We start from the raw sequence: 23,103 nt of genomic DNA on the forward strand, positions 1-23,103 counted from the left end.
GAGATTAATCGTTCGCTCTTCTGTATTTCGGGAGAGCGAATTTTAATGTCTGTACCTCAGGTAGTTCAATTGATAACAATGAGACCTGAGGCATCGACTGGCACTGCCCGTCAGGAAAACCGGATCACTTTTTCAAATAGCACTCTCCATACCAAAACAGGAGGGTCAGACCCACGTAAACCCAACTTTCAATGTTCAACTCTGCCGAATCATCGATGATTGCGTCACTCGCTGTAAGTGCGCTGCTTGTTTTGTTAATCATCTGTATTCTCGTATCTAATTTGCGTAAGTATTAACGCCATTAATGCTGACTTTTAAATAGTTGTGGGTGACAGTCCGAATGAATCCGGACTGTCACCCGCAAACGTATGGCAACCTCGTTAGATTTGCCTTATTTTGATATCATTACCTTAAATGACCGGTATTGATTATCGGTTCCTTTAACATTTACAATATAAAGCCCGGGAAGCAGATGAGCGACGTTGATTCCCTCATTACTGAACTTTCTGGACGTAAAGATTTTTTGCCCGTTTGAGTTGATTATTGAAATTTCTTTCACTTTCCCGGTTGTAAAACCTTTCAGGTACAGAAATTCGGTTGCAGGATTCGGATATGCTCCCACCTCTTCTTTAAAGCTGTAATTTACACTTCTGATGCCACTAAATGAGAAGGACATATCGAAATCTACCATACGAAGGCGATAAAGGTTCTGGTTTTGCAACGGCTCGCGATCTTTAAATTCGTACCGTTTCACGCTAGCGCTTTCGCCGTGTGAATGCACTATTCCAATCTTCTGCCATTTTTTACCATCCGGGCTGCGCTCGATCTCGAAACGGTCACTGTTGGTTTCAGTCGTCGTCGCCCAGTTTAGAAGTATGCCTTCGTCCATTGCCTTCGCCTCGAAGCTAATCAGGGTCACGGGAAGTGAGTACCAAATACCGGCGTCGACATTCATATTGAATTCGTTATCGGCCAGTGTTATTACAACGGTTTTTCCGTTGAAGTCGGCATCATTATTTGAGCCATCATTTAAACTACCGATAATTGGACTAAAAATATATCCTGATGGCAGACCACTAAACCCTACAATGTAGGAGCCTGCTGGCAGATCCGCGAAGCTGTAATAGCCCGTTGCATCGGTAGTTGTGGTGAGAAGCACTGTCACCCCGTCCGAATCATATAGCGTTACAGTAATTCCGGCCGCACCTACTTCTGTCGCATTCTGAGTTCCTAAATCCTTGGTGTCTATCCATACATAATTCCCCAGGCCAGATTTGGCAAGTGGTTGATTACAATTGATGCTGTTCAGATTTACGGTAACTACCTTGGTAATGCAATCTTCAAGGGTGATTGTACAAACGTAAGTGCCATTATTCGCGGCCGCATAAGATGCAAATACGATATCCTTCGAAGTTGCTATTTCCGGGCCACCATTGAAAGTCCAGGAATAACTTGCGTTGGTTATCTCTTCTGCACTCAATGTATAAGGCTGACCCAGACAGGGCTGTGCTGTATTAGTTACGTATACGGCAACGAGTGGTTTGATAGACACCTGCGTAACAGATGTTTTGCCGCACTGATCTGTGATCCTGACATCGTAATCAGTATCGGCCGACAGTCCTTCTGCTGTGTAGTTGTTTGGAACAGCAGTGCCTATGGTTGTGTAATTAGTCTCTGTAACCTTCTTCATTTCCAGCAGAAAAGGTCCAAAACCAGAGAACTCGAACACGGCCATGCCAGTTGTCGTGCTGCCTGTGCAGTTGACGCCTAATTTTTTCAAAACAACCGGCGCAGAACCCTGCGGTTGAACGATCAGCTCCTTGGTAATCTCCATATTTGCCTGTCCGCAGTCCGACATATCGGCGATTGCTTTCAGTGTGTAGGTTCCTGGCTCAAGGTTTGTGAAACTGCCGGTGGCGTTACTTGCGATTATTGTCGTACCCTGGAGAAGTTCATAAGTAATCACCTGTGTCCCATTGTAGTCCAGGTCGGCTGTTATTGTACCGGCTCCACCGCAAAGCTGTGTTACCGAGCCGTCAAGTGAGAAAGTTAGCGTGGGCTCAGTCGGGGGGATGGTAACAGGAACTTCCGTGGGGGGACAGGTCGGATCGGTCGGTGTAATCACAACCTTGTAACTTCCGGGGAAGATCTGTTCGAAATATATCGCTCCGTTGTATAATGTATATACGGTGGCATTGGCAACAAATGTGTTGGTCGCTGCATCAACTAACTTAAAACTTGAGAAGTCGTGGTTCGGTACATATCCGTTAATCTCTAACACCACATTAAACGTCCCTGTAGCGCCCACACAATCCAGTTTTGTGTCGAACCAGGTCACTACCGGCCCATTCGCTGGTGTAGGTGTATATATTGTTCTTGTCAAGCTGTCTTCGCAGGCATCTGAAACTACATATGTATAGTGGTGTGCATTGGGGAAAGTATAGGTATTACTATAATGGAATTGAAACGACTGGTCAGTTCCGGGCACAGGGTTGTCACTGGCATCAAAACCCTGAATGGTCACATTGTACGGATAAACGCCGTCATAAATATCAAAGGCTATATTGACACTATCCGTGGGAGAGCATCCCACATGCACCTGCGCCCACGATTTCAGCTCCGGTTTCTGTAATGGGTAACATGCTACGGTTGTCTCTCCACAGCGAGATACGGTCCTGATCAGTACGCTTTCTGCGGTGCTCGGGAATGCCAGGTCCAGGTCCGATTCGCTCATCACGATTACACTGTGATCTGGCCCAACGGATGTCGGAATCGTACAGGGGGCTCCGGCGGCGAGGTACCATATATCAACTGCGTAGGCGGAGTTTGTGGGATCTATAATGGTATTGTCATCTTCTCTCCGAAGGCTGGCCTTTGCCAGGCTTCCGTTGCATTGAGCTCCGTTATATGCCAGGGTTACTTTCGCCTGCGGATAAATAGGCTTGACGTCAACAGATTGTGTAATAAAATTGTTGCAGGCATCCTTAACCCTTACCTGATAGACGCCAAATGAAGTTGCAGTATAAATGTTTTCGGTGCCGTAGGTGAAATTGGCATCCGGTTCGGCCGCGTTGTCTGACAGCAGGAAAGCATACATCAATGGTGCCATGCCGCCATTTGCAGTGGCAGTAATGTAGGCACCAGCATTAGTGGTAGCGTTGTTTCGGTTATTTCCGCCACCACCGCCAATAGCGCATTCGTTTGAGACAGCCGCCGTCAAACTTAGTGGCGTATATTCATCAGCGACAGTAGCGGTAACGTCTGCAAACACCGTTCCGCACGTTATCCTGATCGTATAACTGCCCGCAGGTAACCCCGTGAAATGGCTGGAACTCTGGGAGGTAGTCTGATAACCTCCGGAAGCTGGACCTGAGATAATCTGGTATGTGGCAGAAGGCTCGGACTCCGCGCTCGAATGCACCAGGATTTGCCCGGAAGAAGGGCAAGTCGCTGCCGTTGCCACCGCGGGGGTAGTAGTAATCGATGAAGGGCATTGTGCGTAAGAAGCAATGCTAAAAAGCAGGAACGCCACTGCTAAATTTAATCTCTGGTGTAACTCAAAACCAGTGTCGGGGAATCTGGGGTGCGCACCTCGTCCGATCATGATCGAACTCCGGCGCGACCTGGTGAGAAATCGCGTAAAATGGAACATAGAATACAATGAAGGTTAAAAAAAAGAATTGTTTTGCCTTCGCAAACTTATTATTTGCCATAACCCTCAACTGTCAGAGGCGCACGGAGACGCATAAGTATTTGTATGGCACAACTAGTTGATTAACTACAAAATCCGGGGTGCAGACAAGGCATTCCTGCACTAAGAACATTTTATACCGGTTATTAATATACGTTGAATTTTACAGCGGAACTGGCCTCGATTATCTATGAATTTTTCCCCAATCGCCACTCCTGTTAAAAAGTCGAAGAGTTACTGATCATGAAGTGAAAATACATTTTAAAAAAACCTGAAATTTCAATAAGTACTTTATAAATTGGGACACAATAATTGCATTTGGTGGAGAAATTTCATCATTCTCCTTCGACGGATTTATGAAGCAAGTAATTTTTACCATTATCATTTTAGTTTTATTCCCACTTCTGTCGTCCGGGTTCCAGGGCCGGGAAATGCGCGAGTATTTTGCAACAAATTTTACGGCAGACAATGGGCTTCCTCAAAACAGCATTCGGAAGATCGCAGTGGATTATCTGGGTTTCGTTTGGCTGGCAACGGAAGGAGGGCTTGTCCGGTACGACGGCAGTAATTTCAAAGTCTACAACCGGGCGGCGCTGGACCTGGATAGTGACCGGATTCCTACTTTTAAACGAAACCCGGCAAAAGATGATTTTTATGCGATTGCCGAAGGAGGCAAGCTCATCAAGATTGACGGTGGTAATGCATCTGAGGAAACATCATACAGCACGGTGCGAAGCCTGGACAGGACCACGCTCCTTCCTATTCAGAAGCAAACCGGAGATCAATTTGTTATTCCCGATATGATTCCGGCAAAAAAAGTAAATTACCAGATCATACAGGGAAAGGGGACAAATTATTATATGTACCGCAACGAGAAGATTCTGTTCTGTCGGGCAGATTCTGTCAGACAAACACTCCGGTTTCCGGGCAAAATGTCATTTGACGTTCCTCCGCTTCGTTGGAATGAGGAAAGAAGCTCGGCATTCTTCGGGAAAGCGCTGAATGTGTACAATTTCATGGATATAGATGGCTCGTTATTTTATCATATTGGCGGCCACGGTTCTTACTTACTCTACCTTAATCCATCCTCCGAACAAGGCATATCGAAAATTAGGCTCACCGGTGAAATTGAATCCAACCCGGCTTTTATTAACAGGTCCGCAAATGTTAGCATAATACATAACCAGTTCAATAATCAAACTTTCGCTTTCCTGAATGATCATCTTTATCAAATAAGTTTCCGGAACAATCTCCTTGATACCAGGCTCCTTATGAAGGGGATTGACCTGAATGAGGATCATGTTTCCGCCGTTTACTATCAGGAAAAAGATGAGATAATCTTCCTCGGCAGCATTACCAAAGGGTTATTTGTATATACGCCTAAGTACTTTAAAACATTTTTGATAGGTGACGACACGGAGGATAATGTTTTTTATGCGCATCTCCCATATTCCCTTAACTCGATTATCACACCTCAAGGCTACACGGCCGACCTGACTAAACCTGGTGCCGGCGCAGAAAAAATTGCAAAGGATGAAAGCCTGAGAAGTAAATTTTTGATTCTCCGGGACAGGAAACAGTTCCTCTGGCTTGCAAAAATAGGGCCCAGGAATTTTGTTGAAAAGTTTAGTCCCGACGGTAAAAGGCTGATTAAATCCTGGTTTATCAGTGACGAACCTGTCAAATTTTATCAGGGAAATACGCGTGAAGGAATATGGATCGGATCCCGTTCGGGCACCTTATTCTATTTGGAGCAATCGCCCGGCAAATCCGATTCTATCGTTGTAAAAGCAAAAATTCCGGACAAAGAAATAACCTGGCTTCTGCAAAATGACCCTGAGCATGTTTTAATAGGAACAGTGAGCGGGTTATACCGTTATTCACTTAAATCGGATAAAATCTCTCAGGTTCGGGAGTTTAGAAGGTTGAATATCAGAACAATTTATGCTTCTGACACAAACAGGCTATGGGTTACCACTTACGGAAGTGGTTTTTACCTGATAGAAAAGGGCAAAATTCACAAGATGCCATCAGATCAAAACCGGTTCCTGGATTATGCCCATTGCATTTTGGAAGACAGCCTGGGAAATTTCTGGTTCACTACAAATCAGGGGTTATTTCAGGCAAGAAAGCAGGATCTGATTGACTATCGGCGGGGAGAGGCTGGAAACTTTTTGTATCTGTATTACGACAAAAGAAATGGATTTCAGACCAATGAATTTAATGGTGCATGTCAACCATGTGGCGTTAAGCTTGCGAATGGAAGATTATCTTTTCCTTCATTGAGAGGCCTGGTTAATTTTAGTCCGGCCAAAGTGCATAGTCCCACTCTTGACGCCCCCTTTATCATACAAAACGTAAATCTGGATGGTAATAAGCTGACTTTCGGGGATACACTGAACCTTCCATTTGATTTCAAACACCTTACATTTTCGATAGCAACGCCATACTTTGGCCATAAAAATAATCTGAGATTCCTTTATCAGGTTAAAAAAAGCGATGGTCAGCAGAAAGCTGAGTGGCAAAATGTCAGCGCCGACCGTGAAATTTCCCTTTATAATATGCCATCAGGCAGCTATGTGCTTACAATCCGAAAAATTTCAAATTTTGGGAAGAAATATGTAGAGAAAAACTTAATTATCAATGTAGCAGTTGCCTGGTACCTTCGTCCCTGGTTCATTATTTTAGCAACATTAGGCTTTGTATGCACAATTCTTTTTTTTGTAAGATGGCGCACCTATTATCTGATCAAGCAGAATCAGTTACTCAGCCAGAAAGTAACCCGGCGTACAAAGGAATTGACTAATGCACTCGAAGACCTGAAAGTTTCCGACGACAAATTACAAGACCAATTGAAACGTCAGACGCAGATCATTGGTGTGATCAGCCATGATCTTAGGACACCACTTAAACATATCACGCTAAACAGCAAAAAATTACACGACCATTTGGAAGCAAATTATCCTTCCTTTCCGCAGCTGTTTTTAAGCAAAAGTATTTATGAATCATCCGACAAGATATTTGCATTGTCCGATGAGCTACTGAATTTCATAAAAATGACCATGAAAAGTCGGGGAGAAATTAAATATGAGCCTGTCGACATTGCAAGTATCCTGAAAGAAAAGCGCGACCTTTTTGCAGATATCGCAGCGGCTGGCGAAACCCGGATTGTTTTGGACATAGAGGAAAACCTGCCGGTTTTCACAAACCGGAATATGCTGGAGATAATTATTCATAACCTGCTGGACAATGCCGTGAAATCCAGTTGGCATGATTCGATAGTCCTCGGCTGCCACCAAGACAATGGAACAACCGTGATCTCAATCAACGACACTGCGCTGGGTATGCCCGCAGACATTGCAGGTTGGCTTTCCGATGCGGAAAATCGAGATGAAGGCATAGTTGACGACCTTCCGAAAAATATGGGTTTGGGCTTAATTATTGTAAAGGAAATGACCTATATGCTCAAAATTCGCATAAAAGCAGAAAGCGGACCGACCGGCACACAAATTCAACTGTTGGTTGACAAGCCTATTTAAGAATCTCAAACTTCTTTGCCAGGTCTATTATATTTTGAACCTGCATCTTTTTGAATATACTTGCACGATGTGTGCTCACTGTTGAAATGTGTACATCCAGCATTCCGGCAATTTCTGAGACACCTTTTCCGGACAATAATAACTGCGCAATTTCACGCTCGCGGATAGAAAGCTGGGGGGCTGCATCATCCTGGCTCTTCCTGGAATTTATAAATTTGTTGAGACTGTCGTCCTTTAATCTTTCACTTAAATAAATCTTTTTTCGGAGCATAATAGTTTCCAGGGCAGTCTTAAATTCCTGTTCGGGAGCATCCTTAGAGATATAACCGTCTGCGCCAGCTTTAATACATGGGAGCGCGTATAAATCTTCATCATAAGAAGAAAATATCAGCACCTTCACGGCTGGGTATTTTTCTTTGAAGTTTTCAATCATTTTAACGCTATTCCCGCCAGGGATGCCGATATCCAGAATGGCAAGATCATATGTCTTTTCGCTTGCTGAGAGCAGTGCCTTTTTAAAGGTGTCTACTTCGGTAATTACTGCGCCAGGCATGTATGTGTGAACAATTTGCCTTGTCCCCGATCGCATAATAGGATGATCCTCAGCAATAAGAATATTTTTCATCTCGCCAGCCAAAGTAAAGTTTGTAGCAAAACTACTATAAGAATCATGTGCACGCCACTTACTCTCTACCGATTTATTAAAGTGAAAAATCAAGAGACGATGGTAATCAAAAGCAGTACTTTTTGCAAGAAGGCAAAATCGGCGCGCGAAAATAACGGAACCTGACGTGTTCTGGCAGAGGTGAAAATTATGCAGTGAAATGGCTACCGGCATGGCAAAAAAGCAATAGGCCGGATACGTTTTTCACCTGACCTTGGTAAGTAGAAGGGAGAAGTGATCAAAGTGACTTTGTTCGACAAAATCATATTTAACATTTAGTTTAAGAGTTTCGCCTGAAAGCCTTCCATCAATCTCGATTTTTGTCTTTTCCTGCCCCTCATCCCAATTTGATGGCCTTACCTCGAGAAATGAAAACCTATCGACCCCTGTAATGGCCCCTCCATTCAAGACTCTGCGTTGGGCGGCGACTGTTTCAAATGGTTCCTCCTTTCTTTTTCTCAATTGGGTTTCTTCCGAGACCGACATGATAAGTCTGTGATGATCTGTCTCGCTAATTTTCACCCGATAAATGATGCGTACCGAGGTCGTATCCTGGCCGTCAGAAGATGAGCGCGTGCCGGTATACGTCCCTGTCAAACCGAGTGGTTTAGACTTATTACTATCAGTTTTTCTCGATAAACAAACTAATCCGACTAAAACAATAAATAGAGCGAGTGGTAATCTCATTAAACAAAAATGAATATGATATCATGTGCACTACTGCGCTTATATGCAGGCATTATGAAGGCCTACTATCGCCGTTCTCGGTACGCAATTGTATATCAACCTCCCAACAGAGCCGGGAGGTTGACATGGCTAACAGAATCAATTACTGGACTTTAAAAAAAGACAGCGAATAGCTGACATTGTACAGAAGATGCCGGTTATTAATTTCGAAGAAAATAAATAATCTCGTATAAATAAGTCAAAGTCCGGAGTTAGAGCCCGCTTTGCACAAGCGACACCAGCCTGCCCAGTTTTCGTTTAGATGCTCCGGCAGCGAGATTAACCAGCAATCCTTTTTTATCCAGCTTTCCAACGCTCTTCATCGCCTTTCCGATCAAATTCTCAACTTTTCCGGATTGTACGTTTCCTCCCAATGCAGAACTGCCCGCCTTTACCAGCGCCAGATTATTTAGCAAGGATGAGCTGTTTCCGAGCAGCCCCTTTTTGCCCCCTGAAAGCGAATTGTTAAGGCGATTGATGCCAATCAGCAATTTCACCTTGTTTACAAGCTTGCTCAATGCATCCCCCTTTATTTTACCCTGTGAAGCCAATGGAATGATAGCTTTAAGATCATTTACCTGGCCGAGGAGTTTAGAACCCAAAGGGCTACCAGCCGGGCCCGCTTCCTTTTCAAGAGCGATGGCAGCCAGGCCCAATGCATTTCCCGAAGCTTCATGCTCGCCTTTTTGGGTTAAGGAAAGTGCTTTTTCAAACAACCCGTCCACTGGCAAACTCTGTGATTGAGCATCAAGCGATAGGTACAGCATACAGAAACCAGCTGTGAAGGTTACGATTTGTTTTTTCATTTTGTAATTAATTGTTTAACTAAGAATTCCAGCCTCCACATCTGTCAAACTGTGATCGTTTCAGCAGGTCGCGATATTTGTTTGCTTAGGATGGCAGGCTATTCAGATACGGGATAATCCCATACCGGAATGCCGCGAAATTATTGTTAATGAAGACTTTCATCAGTAGTCGAATCCCAAACCTGGCTAAACATTTAATTGACAGGTGTCGAAAATATACTATTGGTGCATTATTTATCTTTCAGGCTAAAAAACAAAAAAGCAGAGCCCTGACTATGCAAGGGCTCTGCTTTTGTTACTCAGGCCAGCGTTCTAGTTGCTTTTGACCACTTTTCCCCGAAATGTTTGTACGCCCTCACGAACCACTTCCAAAATATAGACTCCCGGGGCGCAGCCTTCAAGATTGATCTTCTGCCGGGCCTGGATATTCTTTTGGGATATCACAAGTTTTCCATGCTGGTCATACACAGATACATCTTCTCCTCCTCTAATTCCTTTGATCTGTATCCTATCCGCGGTTGGGTTGGAGAAAATAACCATATCAACCCCTGAAACCGCGACAGCTATAGTTTTGCTGTATGCATAAGTCGCATCCAAATCGATCATTTTTAAACGATAATAACCGGTCGGATCCTGCTGTTCATGAGAAAAAACATAGCCTTGTCCGGAGTTGCTCTCCGGGGCCACCCGGCCAATTGTCCGAAAGGTTTTTGCATTGGAAGAATATTGTACTTCAAAATGGCTGAAGTTGGATTCCGCAGAGGTGGCCCAATTTAATGTTGCCAACGAATTCTCCCCTTTTCCTGTAAAACTGGTAAGCGTAACAGGCAATCTGCAGAGCGTGCTGTCCGAGGTAAATTCTACGTAGTCCGTGCTGGAACAAATGCCGTTGCTGACAGTCCAGGCAAAAACGTATTTGCCAGGGTGGGTCAACCCGTCATAAATCGCCTTCGGATCGTGAACGTCTGAAAAATTACCCTCAGTGGTGCCGGCTGGCCTCCTGATTACCGACCAACTTCCGGTTGATCCGGCTAATGACGGGCTGGCGTTAAGGTGCATCTTGTTGGTCCCGCCACTGCATGCGGCTGAATCGGCCCCCGCAACGGCGGTATCGCTATTCCCGGAAATGGTCACAGACACATCATCTGTCGTTGTACAGCCAGATCCGTTGTCCACTGAATACCGAAAGATGTAACTGCCATCTGTAAGCCCGGAGACAAGGGTTTGCGGACTGGATGTGTTCTGTATGCTTGCGGACGGACCGGATGTCTGTGACCACGTCCCGGTCGCAGGGGAAGGATTAGCCGCCGACAGATTGACTGACGAGGCATCGCAAAGCGTAAGGTCACTGCCTGCATTGGCCGGGGCTGTATAGGTCACAGTCAGCAGGTCCGAGCTCGAAGGGCCGCATTCCGTGATACTTCCGTAGGAATTCCATTTCAGAATAGCTGACCCGGAGCCGTTGAATGTGAGGTTGGAGGTAGCGGAAGTCACGGTTCCGATGACGGGTGCATTTCCGTTAAGTACCTGATAAACCTCCCAGCGGCCATTGGTTACCGGTGATCCGTTCAATGTGGTGACGCCGGTAGTATTGCAGAATTTAATATCATCTCCGGCAAGGGCGATCTGGCCCGGCGACGACGTGGTGACCTGCATGACGTCTTCCCCTAACAGTCCCTGGCAACCGGGATCAGTGGTACTTTGAATTTGGTATTGAAACCGGTACATACCGTCTGAGGGGATTGTCACATTGGTATTAGCACTGGACGGAGTTGCAATGGTAGCCTGCTGGCCGTTGGAACTATACAACTGGCTCCAAAGGACCGGGCCCGTGCTGGCCGAACCGTTCAGACTCACTGTAACAGGGTAGGAGCTAACAGAGCAAATTTGCTGGCTTGCCCCTGCACTGAACGGTGCGTCAGTAGATTTTCTGATATAGCCTGTAACCGTATCGGAAACCGACGCCGACGGGCAAGTCGAGCTGCTGAGCGAATAAATAACGGAAAATACAGTGGATTGCGTAACGTTCTGCAATCTGATAGTCGTACTTGTCGGACTGTTGGAGGTGGCAGTGTGGGCGATACCTGACGGCTGTGAGATCACAGTCCAGGTTCCTATAGTACCAGGATCAAGAGCGGGATGGTTGAATACGATACTCACATTGGATGGAAGTGTGCTGTTAATGGTACCGCAATTGGCCAGTGCGCTGCTTGTAATAGTGGGCTTCGCCGGACCGACGGAGCTGTTCGTTGTGATAGTGACTTCATCAAAGCTGGATCCACAGCCGTTGGTCAGCGTATACCGCAGCGTATATGAGGTATTGGGTTGCAGGTTATTGACTGTCGGGTTCGGGATCGATGGATTAGAGAAGGTAACCCCGGAAGATGCCGGGCTCACAACTGTCCAGCTGGCAAAGGCGTCAGCAGGCACAGCCGATCCGCTGAGCTGCACGCTTCCCGCGCAGCCGGTGATATCCACGCCGGCGTTGGGGGCAGGCGGTGGTGTGTTCGACACGACAACCTTCACTTCGTCAAATTGGTTAGCGTTGCAGGATGGCCCCGTATTGTTCGTGTAGCGAAATACATAGGTACCGGCAATAAGACCGTTGATAGGTGGGTTTCTTAAAGCCTGATTTGCGGGCGTGATCGGATTGGTGGCGCCAGCCGGTAACTGGACCGCGCTCCACAATCCTTTTCCATTGGCAAGGTTACCCGCCAATGTTGCACTGGTAGCAGTGCAGGGCAGCGCTACATCCGTTCCTGCATTCACCCCTGCGCCTGTTAGCCCCCTGGTGATCGTCACATCTTTTTCCACCGTCCCGCATTCGGTCGTAACGCTCACCCGGAATTTGAATACACCTACGTTGTCATTTAGACGAAAGAGGAAGTCCAGGTTATAGAGTTGCGAACTGGGGTTCAAGGTCTGAACATACAGGTCGCTCCTGGAAAGGTTCCACGTATTGGTCTGCCCGACGGTCATACTCTGAAATGAGATAACCGAGGCGCCACCGGATGCCTTGCGTACGGCACTATTGACAAAGGCGCCTGCCGGGCCGGAAAGAAAGGTAAGATTCACAACGGCAGTATCGAGCTGGTTGTATGTGTAAGTGCTGGTGGCGACAGGGGTAATCTGGCCGGTGCCACTACTTGAACAAGCTTCGGTGTCCGAACCTATCAAAGTGAGTTCAGGGCGTTTGTATATGGTAACCGAATCGGAAGTGAAACAGGTGCCGTTACTAATGGTATAGAGAAACGTATAGGGAGCACCGCCTGTGGTCAAGCCGCTGGCAGTCGTATTGAATCGGTTTGGATCTGCAATCGTAGCAGCAGTACCGCCCGATAACTGGCTCCACGTTCCGGTTTCGCCCACAGCTGGTTTGTTGCCCGCCAGGGAAACCACGCCAGGTATCTGGCATTCATATTGGTCGCTGCCTGCGTTGGCCTGTGTTACAGCAGAGGAACCCGACACTGTTACGTTGACGTCAACCGAACCGGGACTGCAGCCGCCGGAAACGGTATATCTGAATACATAACTTCCCGCGATAAGCCCTGTCGCCGCAGTTGTTCTTGCGTTGGCGTTATTGATAGTGGCTGTATTAGGGCCTGAGACCTGCGTCCAGGCGGCAGTTCCGGTGCCGGGGCAGCTTCCTTTTAAGATGGTCGTAGTGCCGCAAACCTGGGTAGGGTTAGCGGTTGCATAAAGACTGTAGTTCCTGGAAAAAGTGTAATTCCTTGTGACAGTACTCTCGCAACCGCCTGCCGACCGGACCGTGTAGCGGATGGTAATGGAAGACGAATTTGCACATTCGTCAATGTTGAACGTTGGTGTAAAAGTGGTATTTGCGGATGACGGATTACCGAAGGTACCGGATGCCCCTCCAATAACCAACCATGAAACCGTTTCTCCGGGCCCGGGAGCAGTACCGGTTAAATTAACAGGCCCCCCGGCATAGCAGGGGAAATTGGCAGTACCAGTGATGGCTGGTGTGGGTGGAACGGGGTTTACCGTAACGCTGACTTCATCAAGATGGCTACGCCGTCACCGCAAATCGCATTGATCCTGAACGTGTAAGTGCCAATTACGGACACATTATTCACATTGGTCAACAGGCTGCTTGAATTGCTGATAGTGGCATTCGCACCGGCCGGCTGGGACAATAACGTCCATTTTATAGACGCCGGGTCCGCAGGGCCTCCCAGGCTCCCATCCAGCACGACCGGCTGTCCGAGACAGATCGAACTATTTACGCCGGCATTGATGGTACAATTCTGCCCGACAGAAATGGTTGCCGTCCAAAGCGAAATAAGAATAAAAAGAAAAAGTTGTTTCATTCTGTAACTGATTTGTTTAATAATTGCATAGCTGGTCATGTTCCGGGTTTAGCATTCTACGTTTCTCAAATGCAGGTATTTGAGATGATAATCGTAGTGTTAATTATCTGTCTTTAAATGATTAATAAACCTAAAAGCGACTGCAAGATCATTATCAAATCATTTACTGCTAATAGTATAAACCGTTAGCAGTGATAGTATTTCTTAGTCTACTATCGTTTATTTACTACACTGATTTCATCCGCTGTGCCAGATCATTAAAACACTTACGTGCAAGTTGAATCCTGAATGCATGGAAGTATCACGCGACTGATTTGTGTTCTGAATTTTGAAAATTTGCAATGAAATTAAGTCCGGTCGAGTTTAGCAAAACGGGGAAGAAGAAATCCGTACATGCTGATCATATGTAATAAAACAACTGTAAGTGTCCTATTATATCTTCTCGGCTTCGCATTCAGACTGACATTGTACCTATAAACACATAACTACTTTTGCATGGTTTAAGCTCACCTCAAGCAAATCGGGGCCCTTAACTCGTACCAATTTAAAAAAGGTAGTACCTACCGATAGTTATGTTAACAATTGGAATAATTGATCCCTTCCCAATTATGAGGACCGGCTTATCAGTCTTGCTAAATACACATTATGAAGACGCCAGGCTTTTTCAATCCCGTAGTCTTGAAGGATTTCCGCAAATGCAGCAAGCGATCTGCCGTTTGTTGTTATTTTGGGTATCAGCGAAAATGCCAAAGAAAACCGTCTTATCTCAGTAAGGAAGTTTAAAAAGGCATTTCCAACAGCAAAGATTGTTGCATACGACTATGATTTAGTCCAGGAAATGATTTTTAGTTATTTTATGGTCGGTATAGACGGGTATCTTTTGAAGCAGCATAGTGAGCATCAGTTGATTACGTGTATAGAATCCATCATTGGCGGCAAACCTTTCCTGAGCCCCGAATTGCTTGACGACTTTGTGCAGCCGTTACTACTCAGGACGGATAGTCCGATAAGAAAAATTAGAAAATTGACAAGCTATGAATTTGAGCTTGCAGTTTATCTGAGTCAAGGCCAGAAGAATACAGTAGTTGCCGGCATTCTTGATTGTAGACCTTCGTCAGTAAGTTCCAACTGTTTCGTCTCACCCGCACCTTTCGAAAATGTTTTGAGTATGGATTCCTCATCATTCTTATTAAATATTGAAATGAGTTGCTCGATACCGTTTGCGGTAGATCCTTTTTCCATAATTCCACCCAAAACAGAAGGCAGGATTGCATTCATCGCCGATTGCACGAGCGGCGCATCCTCTCCGATTTTATCGGCTATTTTTTCGATAACAGATTTGGTGAAGAACTCTTTGGCAATTTCAAGAATTTCCATGTGTTAAATTGTTTAGCATAAGTGTTTAATAAGAATCTGTTTATTTATTCCCTTTTCATATAGGAATTGCGTCCGATCAATCAAAAGTGATAGGTCGATAACTATGGCAGGGCAATGCAGGTTAATATTCTCTTTTACGATTTCCATTTTTTTTAGGTATTCATGTAGTTTTTGACCTATACGTATAGTATAGATATGGCTTCTCCATGACCTACGAGCTGTGCGTAGTTCAAGTATATTGCATATCATACAAATACTACAATTTAGCAGGCGAAATCCTAATGTGAATTTGGCATTATAGCCTCAATTTTGAGTAATGAACTACCGAAAATCTACTAGATCAATTTACTTAACATGTATTAGGATGGGTAGTTTAATTGAGGTGTGTTGACTTTGATACTGTTCGATTAAATATTTTATCCAACTATTTAAAATGCATTCATGAAAATGGACATGCAGTATTGTCCCAGTACTATTAAAAACAATGAAAAATCCCTCCTGCGAAGCAGTCAATTAAAAACAGGTTTAATTAAGAATTATGAAAACAACTTTCCAGTATTTTAGATTTTTAACCATTATTATCGCCATTTCTGCCTTTCTTTTTAGCAGAAATTCCTTTGCCCAGTCCTGTACCAGCCCGATCACATCATACCCGACGACGGTCAATGGTGTTACGATTGAGTATTACGGGAGCGCTTCTTTCAGCCCTCCCAGCACACCGATTACTTGCGGCCAACCAGCACCGGCGGTTGGTCAGTTTTATGGAAACGGGGCCACTATAACAGGCGGTTCATACGTTTTTTCAAGTCCTGTAAATGATGTAGTATTTTGGGTTGGGGGAATGCATGACGTTGCTGCCTATGGAGCACCGGAGAAGTTCTCATGGTCTACGAATGGCGGGAATACAAGTGTTACGTAATCAAATTATTGCCTGGGTGTACTTGGCGATTCCACATTTACATCCTCAGGTTCCTCGGATGCAAGCGGTACGAATTCGGCAGGTGGTTTTTTTACAGTACATGCTGATTCCCCGTTCACCTCGATAACATTGATACACACCCAGGGAAATAGTGCCCTGAATGGAGCGGCAGTATTACTCTACTACGGCAGTGTTGTTTCCAGCCCTGCACTGTCCGCAGTAACGCAGCCTACGTGCACTACTACAACGGGATCATTCACCATCACCAACTACAATTCGGCGCTATCTTATACAATTACTCCGGCTGGTGCAACCAGGAATGGGGCTGTTGTAACTGCTCCGGCAGGATCAGGTCCTTATTCGCTCACTGCAAGTAATGGAACATGCAGCTCGGGAACGGTCCAGTCAGGTACCGTCAACACACAGCCTTCAACTTCGGCACCTGTAATTTCAGCTAGTAATCCGACCTGTGCAGAACCTACAGGCAGTATTGTGGTTAACTACCCCATCGGTGGTGCTACTTACACGTTGTCTCCCGGAAATATAACGAGCACAACCGGGTCTTTCTCCGGATTACCCGCCGGCAGCGGCCCTTATGCTGTAACATCTACCATTGACGGCTGTACTTCTAATGCATCCAACGCTGTTTCTATCGGAGCGGCGGCGACAGGGTGTGCGGGTCCACCCGATTTGCGTCCGTTGGTTTCGATGGGTGACGTAGGTTTTATCAAACCGTCCGCTTTGTCCAGGAGCGCTACACTGAAGCTATATAATGTAGGTGATCCAAATTCAAGTGCCTCCGGGGCAATAACGATATATATATACCCGCCTAACAATAATTTCAGCATTGCACTCGATGCCAGTCCAGGGTGGAACCTGGCTTACGATGCAGGTGGGAATTATTATACTCTGGCTTCTTCTACGACCACGATTGCCTATGGCACTTCCAGTTTCGAGGCAATTAATCTGACCATTAACGCCGCTCCCGAGGTGTCAAAAGGGAAATACAATATCCAGTTTGAAGTCGGTGATACGTCCGGAGGGGAGACGAATAATCTGAACAACACGGTCTCAGTAGAAGTCACGGTATCCAATATGTAACTGGTATACCCAGGCAAGCAATTCAGCTTGCCGGCCGTACCATACTATTCAACATTTAATTGCTAAACCAATGAAGATTTCCAGATTGATTATTTTAGTGTTCGGCTTTTTTATGGCTGTCAATGGCGCCATTGCGCAAGGCGAAGACATCGTTCTGCAGTCGGGTAACTATGACCGGGACCCTTATCCCGGCTATAATACCAGCGGCAGCGAGAGGGGTACATATACCATACAAGTTGCCAAGTCTGCGCATACTTTTACTGCCGGCCAATTTACTATAAACGTAGCTTTTCCCCCGGGTGCAGTCTATGCTGGTGGAGGAACCATCCCGTCAGAATTTACCGTCACCCAGGGAGCTGACGGATCTTCGGCGGTGGTTATTTCGATCACAGGGGACTGGGCAGGAACCGGACCGACCGCAATACGTACGTTGGTGTTACCCATAAAAATAATAGATGCTTCCGATGACCAGCCCACAGCAACCGCGCTACAATGGGCTGATCCTTTTGTAACAGAAAATCCGGCCGGTAACTCCACCGGGTCGCCTCTAAATGTCCTGGACTGGGTTATGCCGGTAGAACTGCAGTCGTTTACTGTTTCAAAAGAAGGCATGGCTGTCAACCTCGCCTGGACGACAACCGAAGAAACCAACGCCAGTCATTTCGAGGTACAGCGAAGCGCTGATGCAAAGACATGGCAGAAAATTGGCCGTGTGGACGCAAGCGGAGAAAGTAAAGTAAACGTCAATTACAGCTTTGCAGACAGCTCACCGCTCTCGGGTACGAACTATTACCGGTTAAAGATGGTCGACAACGATGCCACTTTTTCGTTCAGTAAGATCAGGAACGTCGAAATGGAAAAAAGACATTTAGTGATATACCCTAATCCTGCGACCAATGTGATGTTCCTGGATGGTGTTGATGCATCCAAAGTCAAATCCATTTCAATACATAATAACAATGGGCAAACAGTGTATGCCGCCAGCAAAATGTCCCCGGCAGGGATTGATGTAAGCAGGTTGCCAATCGGTACATACCTGGTATGTACCCGTACACTCGACGGGGTTGCATTAGCACAAAGGATAATGATAGCAAGATAGTGCGCTATGCTTCGCTGTGATAACCCATGATGTGGTAAACGGTTGAATAAGAGAGATCCATCTCGCCACCGTTATCCTGATCTCCCTTCATCCCGGCGCCCTGCAAGCCATTTACTTGCAGGGCGACTTTGTTCCGCTCAACCATTTGCTACAATGTGCTTGTAGAATATACTACTTAAGACCGGGAGTATCATTTATATATTTGCCCGATCCTCAGGACAGAAATAACCCAACACTTTCACACGATGCTGTCTTCAATTCTTCGATCGAAACGGCCGGTTGTTCTGTTTTTAGCCCTTTCTACTCTTATGCAGCCGGCATTCGCACAAAATACACTTGATCTGGTTCAGGATGGTGTCAATAACAGCTACAAGCCGCCAGTGCTCAAAGGTCCGACTTCCATTCCGCAGACGATGCACTTCTTTGATAACCACAATGGCAGCATCGACCAGGGGATCTACTTCCGCAAACCGGAACCAGCACTTTCGGTTACTTCAGTTTTAGCGACCAATCTTTTGCCAATATTCCTCAGCACGTAACCGGCCTGACATTCGGGGCATCGTCTGGTGGCAGCAAAAACCATGTAAAACCTGAGCTGATCGCCAACACAAAATATTACTTTACAGACCATAACAGAGCAATTTTTACATCTCATCCGCAAGGTCCTGCCGGGCAGGGGGTTAATTTAAATACGAACGCTGGTATGCAGGTATTTTTGTCCGCTAAGCCGCTGCTGTTCGCCAATGCGTCTAAGTCGGATATATGCAGATACTATTATGGAGAGATTCGTATCCGGTTTAGCCGCTAGGTTGCTAATCCCGTTCTGTCTTTTGTTGGCCTGGGAGCTACTACAAATTTTGCGAATAAAAAGCTCGGGTTCGCAACGAAGCTGGAATTGCAAACCCCTTCTTTAACCCTCGCCAAATTGTCTGGAAACGAAGAATTGCAGATCGATTCATCAAGAACCAAAATACTACATTCCAAGACACCAATCACCGGTGATTGTGGAAATGGCGCAGCATGCGGCAGTGTATTGGTCAAAGGGTCTGAGATCAGTGTACTGGTATTCAAAGTGTACCTTCGTCCGGAGGGTGGCCCCGGAATCTGTGGAAGCGAGCATGTGACCAACTCCGGGGATATGTGGCATGTTACCGTTTCCCTTCCTGAACAGTGAGCGATATGATTCGGGTGATAATCTGACGTTTTGGCTGACAGTAGTTAGCACGATGTGTTCCGTTGAACAAGTAAACCTGCGTTTAAATGTGTTCGTGATTGAGTTTCGTAATTCAACTACAATAGTCATTTACATAAGTGTTAACAGCGACTAAATATTACACTAGGGAAACAGGATATGGCCAACAGCATGGAAGGAGTAGGCGCGGTCGTGGGAGAGGAAGAATTTGACCAGCAGCAAAATAATCGTCGTAAATGCGATCCCGAAGAAGGGAAGTGTCAGTTTGGGATACGCATCCGCCGACGCCATGAACGCTGAGTGCCAGGCAGCTAATTGTGCTTCTGATTTCAGGTCGGCTTGTAAATCCGAGAAAAAATAATTGTTGTTCTTCCTGCAAACAACCAGAAATGCAGATGATGTATCGGCAGGGAATGCGTCGAAAAGTTTGACAAAATACCGTTCTTTTAAAGCACCGGCCGGAAAACTGGCATATTTTCCGGCCTTTTTGATTTTCTTCCATTGCTTCCCTTTTCGCTGAAAGACGTCAATTCCATCCTGGTAGCCGGTGACGAGGTATTTCCTGGTTTTGTCATTCCTGAGTATGGAATAGGGAATAAAAAGCCAAACTGATGTCCCTGGGAGGAATAAACTGGTTTGGATACTGGAACTGTAATCACGGCCGGCGATTCCGGACATCACTGCGCCCACATCGTTATCATGAAGCGGGCGCCCGTACAGGCACACGATGCGGTCAGGTTCCGGGTTACCCGACAAGGGAGCGCAATAGCCTGATGGAATAAAAGATAAGAGATAAATTATTGTGAACAGTATTTCGATAATCGAAACTTTAATTTTTGTCATCCTAACCGGTCAAAGATGGGGTAGGTAAAGTTATTGCCCGGCAGGCAACGGAATTGTAGCGGGAGCGCAGGTTTCCGGTTAGTTTTTTTACGATGAAAATAGCTTTAATACTAATTTAAAAAGACTGAGGTGTGCTAAATCAACCGGGAAATTATAGTTCGATTTCTACATTACCTGTCGGCAATTAATCCCTGTTTTATATTGAAATAAAATTTATAATTGAAATGGTCAGATTTCTATTAATAAGTATGATCCCTATCGTTTAATTACTACGGCTATATATTTGCACCGATTGAATTTTTCGCCGTGTTTTGATAGTGAAAATCATAATTAACATGGCTCGAATTCTTATTGCAGATGATCATCCCATTTTTAGGAGCGGCTTGCGGCAATCGCTTGAAAACTTCATTTCTAAATTGGAAGTCGTAGAAGTCGAAAATTTCAAAAAAGCGCTTTACGTTTCTGAATCATCGAACTTCGATCTGGTCATCATGGATATAGATATGCCAGGCGGTAATAGTGTCAAAATGGTCGAAACATTTAAAAGTAAGTGGCCAGACCTTCCGGTATTAGTGGTGTCGGCATATGATGAAAATTTATATGCGCTGGCGTTCGTGAAAGCGGGGGCAGACGGATACCTATCAAAGAATGCATTGGAAAACGAGCTCAAAATTGCAGTGGAATCGGCGCTTTTCAATAAAAAGCTTTACCTGAGCGAGGCAGTCCGGGAGGAAAGCTTCAGGATGTTTATGAAAACAGGACGGGCAATGGAAAGCTCACAGGCGTCTCTTTCCGTACGGGAGCGGGAAATTGCACAGATGTTCATTTCGGGGATGGGCGTGTCGGAAATTGCGGGCCTGCTGGACCTTCACACCTCCACGGTTAGTACCCATCGCGCAAGGATATTCAGGAAGATGGGAGTAGAAAATTTGATGGAACTATCGCGTAAGTACAGCATATTGGGTTAATAGTGTGCGTACCACTTCCAGCTTACATCGCTGAATTTGCGGTAATTTCAAACATTATGCGCGGAAATAGCGGAATGTTACGCCTGCTCGGGATCGAGATTGATAGCCTTTCTCAGGTCGACGATGCTGTGTATATTGAGTTTTCGGAATATTGTTTTTCTTGCGGAGCTGATCGAAGTGGGTTTTCGACCCAATTTCTCTGCAATAAACGGACTGCTCTGGCCCCTGCACAATCGGACTGCAATTTCAAATTCATAAGGCGTCAATCTCCTTTGATGACGCGTTGGGTTTTTATCGTTTTCGACTATACGTTGAACGAAGTTGCTGGTGAGTTCAGGACTTAGATAATGCTCACCTTTCAGGATCCTGTTAAGGCATGTAAGCATCTGATTTTCATTTTGATGTTTAAGTACGTATCCGGTAACCCCAGACATAAAATAGGAAGGCACCAGTTCGGGCTGAAACTGATGATCATAGATCATCAGGGGGACCTGCGGACATTCATTCCTGAATTGCCTGATCATAAGAAGCTTGTCCTCCTTGGCGTTTTCGCAAATACCGATGATCACCGCCCTGGCCCGAATATTCCGGTGTTCAGAGAGAAAACTGTCCAGGTTTGATGCAGCCAATATCTCGGCGTCTTTATAAGCCTCCTTCAATAAAATCGTCAGACCAATCCGTATAATTGGGAATGCGTCAATAATCCCTATCTGTATCATTCTTTTTGTTATTTGAAAGCACATGCCGATGCATTTGCCGGAGCGAATTTGGATGGACTAAGCACATTTTGACTATTAATTGGTGCAATAGTGAAATTAGGTGTGTGTATAGTGCTTGTTCCAAACTTCCGGCGGCAAATGTATTTCATGTCGCGCTGCAATGCGTTAGCAAATGAATGAGGCGGTGACTGGTAATGTTATGATGGTTGTAGTAACATTGCTACCCCCGTTTTAAGGTGAATGAAAAACTGGTAAGATACAGTTCAGATTTATGGAGATATTCTTGTAATTTGTTATTAATTGTCACTTTAATTACAATGTTCAGAACCAGACAAAGCTATTGATGAAACATATTCTTATCGCCGAGGATCACCCTATTATGCGGTCGGGGACCCGGCAAATTGTCCATACGTATTTCCCTGACTCAGTCATAACTGAGGTTGACACTTTTAAAAAAGCAATTATGTCGGCGGGCGAAAAAGCATGCGATCTGGCGATTCTGGATATTGGTATTCCAGGCGGCAACAGCGTCAAAATGATCGAGGTTTTTAAGGAAAGACATCCTGATGTGAAAGTGCTTATTTTTTCCTCATATGATGAAGATCTGTACGCCCTTCCATTTATTAAAGCCGGAGCAGATGGTTATATTTCCAAGGACGCTCCAGAACAGGAATTCAAGTCTGCCCTGGAAACAATCTTGTTACGGGGGAAAGTATATTTGAGCGAGCGCATGAAAGAAGATAGTCTCTCCAGGTTCATTAACTCGGGAAAGAGCCAGGATGATGCGGAACCCCGGCTCTCTTTCCGGGAGCGGGAGATTGTCCAGTTATTGTTGTCGGGAAAAGGGGTTTCCGAAATTGCCGGAATGCTCGACGTGCATATTTCGACAGTCAGTACACATCGTGCAAGGATATTAAAGAAAATGAAAGTTGATAATTTAATGGATCTCGCCAGGAAATTTGATATTCTTAAATAGGTTAATTATGCGGAAGCCGGGTTTTGATCAAGCCCTGTCTGCCAATCGCGTTAAAGGGCATTTTAATTGTTATTGATTGACCAGCTCCTGATTTAGTTATTTCAGCAATAAAAAAATTGTTATGAAATTCTCTTTGAAAGCGGAAAACATTT

At 45.4% G+C, this 23,103-nt stretch carries 18 protein-coding genes; 8 read left to right on the plus strand and 10 right to left on the minus strand.

What is annotated here, in order from left to right:
• Window positions 1–391 precede the first annotated feature (391 nt).
• Window positions 392–3,652, minus strand: coding sequence for an SdrD B-like domain-containing protein (locus FXO21_RS18650; protein WP_149641498.1), 3,261 nt, complete (start codon window positions 3,650–3,652; stop codon window positions 392–394).
• Window positions 3,653–4,047: 395 nt separating this feature from the next.
• Here FXO21_RS18650 and FXO21_RS18655 point away from each other — a divergent pair, with 395 nt between their 5' ends.
• Window positions 4,048–7,230: a sensor histidine kinase gene (locus FXO21_RS18655; protein WP_149641499.1), complete on the plus strand. Its 3,183-nt coding sequence runs from the start codon at window positions 4,048–4,050 to the stop codon at window positions 7,228–7,230.
• On the opposite strand, the gene FXO21_RS18660 is transcribed toward FXO21_RS18655, so the two are convergent.
• From FXO21_RS18660 to FXO21_RS18685, 6 genes are all read right to left on the minus strand, one after another.
• Complete coding sequence (locus tag FXO21_RS18660; RefSeq protein ID WP_149641500.1) at window positions 7,223–8,068, minus strand: response regulator transcription factor; 846 nt, start codon at window positions 8,066–8,068, stop codon at window positions 7,223–7,225. The two genes, FXO21_RS18655 and FXO21_RS18660, sit on opposite strands and share 8 nt — an antisense overlap.
• Before the next feature lie 30 nt (window positions 8,069–8,098).
• A complete protein-coding gene (locus FXO21_RS18665) occupies window positions 8,099–8,581 on the minus strand; it encodes a hypothetical protein (RefSeq protein ID WP_149641501.1) in 483 nt (160 codons plus the stop codon).
• Window positions 8,582–8,832: 251 nt separating this feature from the next.
• Window positions 8,833–9,426, minus strand: coding sequence for a hypothetical protein (locus FXO21_RS18670; protein WP_149641502.1), 594 nt, complete (start codon window positions 9,424–9,426; stop codon window positions 8,833–8,835).
• A gap of 312 nt (window positions 9,427–9,738) precedes the next feature.
• Window positions 9,739–13,314, minus strand: coding sequence for a PKD domain-containing protein (locus tag FXO21_RS18675; RefSeq protein ID WP_149641503.1), 3,576 nt, complete (start codon window positions 13,312–13,314; stop codon window positions 9,739–9,741).
• A gap of 113 nt (window positions 13,315–13,427) precedes the next feature.
• Complete coding sequence (locus FXO21_RS18680; RefSeq protein ID WP_149641504.1) at window positions 13,428–13,757, minus strand: hypothetical protein; 330 nt, start codon at window positions 13,755–13,757, stop codon at window positions 13,428–13,430.
• A gap of 1,062 nt (window positions 13,758–14,819) precedes the next feature.
• A complete protein-coding gene (locus FXO21_RS18685) occupies window positions 14,820–15,134 on the minus strand; it encodes a DUF937 domain-containing protein (protein WP_149641505.1) in 315 nt (104 codons plus the stop codon).
• 538 nt (window positions 15,135–15,672) lie between these two features.
• Between FXO21_RS18685 and FXO21_RS18690 the strand changes: the two genes are divergently transcribed.
• The 3 genes from FXO21_RS18690 to FXO21_RS18700 all read left to right on the plus strand — a co-directional run bounded on the left by FXO21_RS18690 (window position 15,673) and on the right by FXO21_RS18700 (window position 18,253).
• Window positions 15,673–16,053, plus strand: coding sequence for a hypothetical protein (locus tag FXO21_RS18690; RefSeq protein ID WP_149641506.1), 381 nt, complete (start codon window positions 15,673–15,675; stop codon window positions 16,051–16,053).
• Window positions 16,054–16,182: 129 nt separating this feature from the next.
• A complete protein-coding gene (locus FXO21_RS18695) occupies window positions 16,183–17,154 on the plus strand; it encodes a hypothetical protein (RefSeq protein ID WP_149641507.1) in 972 nt (323 codons plus the stop codon).
• Window positions 17,155–17,224: 70 nt separating this feature from the next.
• The gene (locus FXO21_RS18700) at window positions 17,225–18,253 is read left to right on the plus strand and encodes a T9SS type A sorting domain-containing protein (RefSeq protein WP_149641508.1); all 1,029 of its coding nucleotides are present in this window, start codon (window positions 17,225–17,227) and stop codon (window positions 18,251–18,253) included.
• A 4-nt stretch (window positions 18,254–18,257) separates the two neighbouring features.
• On the opposite strand, the gene FXO21_RS28785 is transcribed toward FXO21_RS18700, so the two are convergent.
• Window positions 18,258–18,398, minus strand: a complete 141-nt coding sequence (locus FXO21_RS28785; protein ID WP_192579246.1) for a hypothetical protein — start codon at window positions 18,396–18,398, stop codon at window positions 18,258–18,260.
• 163 nt (window positions 18,399–18,561) lie between these two features.
• On the opposite strand from FXO21_RS28785, the gene FXO21_RS28790 reads away from it, so the two are divergent.
• Together FXO21_RS28790 and FXO21_RS28795 are read left to right on the plus strand one after the other, a co-directional pair.
• Window positions 18,562–18,792: a hypothetical protein gene (locus tag FXO21_RS28790; protein ID WP_192579247.1), complete on the plus strand. Its 231-nt coding sequence runs from the start codon at window positions 18,562–18,564 to the stop codon at window positions 18,790–18,792.
• Between the two features lie 386 nt (window positions 18,793–19,178).
• Window positions 19,179–19,427: a hypothetical protein gene (locus FXO21_RS28795; RefSeq protein WP_192579248.1), complete on the plus strand. Its 249-nt coding sequence runs from the start codon at window positions 19,179–19,181 to the stop codon at window positions 19,425–19,427.
• Window positions 19,428–19,589: 162 nt separating this feature from the next.
• Here the strand turns inward: FXO21_RS28795 and FXO21_RS18710 are convergent, their stop codons facing one another.
• Window positions 19,590–20,288, minus strand: coding sequence for a hypothetical protein (locus FXO21_RS18710; protein WP_149641509.1), 699 nt, complete (start codon window positions 20,286–20,288; stop codon window positions 19,590–19,592).
• Window positions 20,289–20,623: 335 nt separating this feature from the next.
• On the opposite strand from FXO21_RS18710, the gene FXO21_RS18715 reads away from it, so the two are divergent.
• Window positions 20,624–21,256: a response regulator transcription factor gene (locus FXO21_RS18715; protein WP_149641510.1), complete on the plus strand. Its 633-nt coding sequence runs from the start codon at window positions 20,624–20,626 to the stop codon at window positions 21,254–21,256.
• Window positions 21,257–21,333: 77 nt separating this feature from the next.
• On the opposite strand, the gene FXO21_RS18720 is transcribed toward FXO21_RS18715, so the two are convergent.
• Window positions 21,334–21,975 (minus strand): response regulator transcription factor, encoded by a 642-nt coding sequence (locus FXO21_RS18720; protein ID WP_192579249.1) that lies wholly within the window; start codon window positions 21,973–21,975, stop codon window positions 21,334–21,336.
• A 343-nt stretch (window positions 21,976–22,318) separates the two neighbouring features.
• Here FXO21_RS18720 and FXO21_RS18725 point away from each other — a divergent pair, with 343 nt between their 5' ends.
• Window positions 22,319–22,951: a response regulator transcription factor gene (locus tag FXO21_RS18725; protein ID WP_149641512.1), complete on the plus strand. Its 633-nt coding sequence runs from the start codon at window positions 22,319–22,321 to the stop codon at window positions 22,949–22,951.
• Window positions 22,952–23,103: the final 152 nt, after the last annotated feature.

The organism is Dyadobacter sp. UC 10 (assembly GCF_008369915.1).
Taxonomy (GTDB): Bacteria; Bacteroidota; Bacteroidia; order Cytophagales; family Spirosomataceae; genus Dyadobacter.

What these genes read in the sequence shown, in the direction of transcription:
- FXO21_RS18650 (WP_149641498.1), bottom strand. Translation starts at nt 3,652, where the DNA reads ATGTTCCATTTTACGCGATTTCTCACCAGGTCGCGCCGGAGTTCGATC.
- FXO21_RS18655 (WP_149641499.1), top strand. Translation starts at nt 4,048, where the DNA reads ATGAAGCAAGTAATTTTTACCATTATCATTTTAGTTTTATTCCCACTT.
- FXO21_RS18660 (WP_149641500.1), bottom strand. Translation starts at nt 8,068, where the DNA reads ATGCCGGTAGCCATTTCACTGCATAATTTTCACCTCTGCCAGAACACG.
- FXO21_RS18665 (WP_149641501.1), bottom strand. Translation starts at nt 8,581, where the DNA reads ATGAGATTACCACTCGCTCTATTTATTGTTTTAGTCGGATTAGTTTGT.
- FXO21_RS18670 (WP_149641502.1), bottom strand. Translation starts at nt 9,426, where the DNA reads ATGAAAAAACAAATCGTAACCTTCACAGCTGGTTTCTGTATGCTGTAC.
- FXO21_RS18680 (WP_149641504.1), bottom strand. Translation starts at nt 13,757, where the DNA reads ATGAAACAACTTTTTCTTTTTATTCTTATTTCGCTTTGGACGGCAACC.
- FXO21_RS18685 (WP_149641505.1), bottom strand. Translation starts at nt 15,134, where the DNA reads ATGGAAATTCTTGAAATTGCCAAAGAGTTCTTCACCAAATCTGTTATC.
- FXO21_RS18690 (WP_149641506.1), top strand. Translation starts at nt 15,673, where the DNA reads ATGAAAACAACTTTCCAGTATTTTAGATTTTTAACCATTATTATCGCC.
- FXO21_RS18700 (WP_149641508.1), top strand. Translation starts at nt 17,225, where the DNA reads ATGAAGATTTCCAGATTGATTATTTTAGTGTTCGGCTTTTTTATGGCT.
- FXO21_RS28785 (WP_192579246.1), bottom strand. Translation starts at nt 18,398, where the DNA reads ATGGTTGAGCGGAACAAAGTCGCCCTGCAAGTAAATGGCTTGCAGGGC.
- FXO21_RS28790 (WP_192579247.1), top strand. Translation starts at nt 18,562, where the DNA reads ATGCAGCCGGCATTCGCACAAAATACACTTGATCTGGTTCAGGATGGT.
- FXO21_RS18710 (WP_149641509.1), bottom strand. Translation starts at nt 20,288, where the DNA reads ATGACAAAAATTAAAGTTTCGATTATCGAAATACTGTTCACAATAATT.
- FXO21_RS18715 (WP_149641510.1), top strand. Translation starts at nt 20,624, where the DNA reads ATGGCTCGAATTCTTATTGCAGATGATCATCCCATTTTTAGGAGCGGC.
- FXO21_RS18720 (WP_192579249.1), bottom strand. Translation starts at nt 21,975, where the DNA reads ATGATACAGATAGGGATTATTGACGCATTCCCAATTATACGGATTGGT.
- FXO21_RS18725 (WP_149641512.1), top strand. Translation starts at nt 22,319, where the DNA reads ATGAAACATATTCTTATCGCCGAGGATCACCCTATTATGCGGTCGGGG.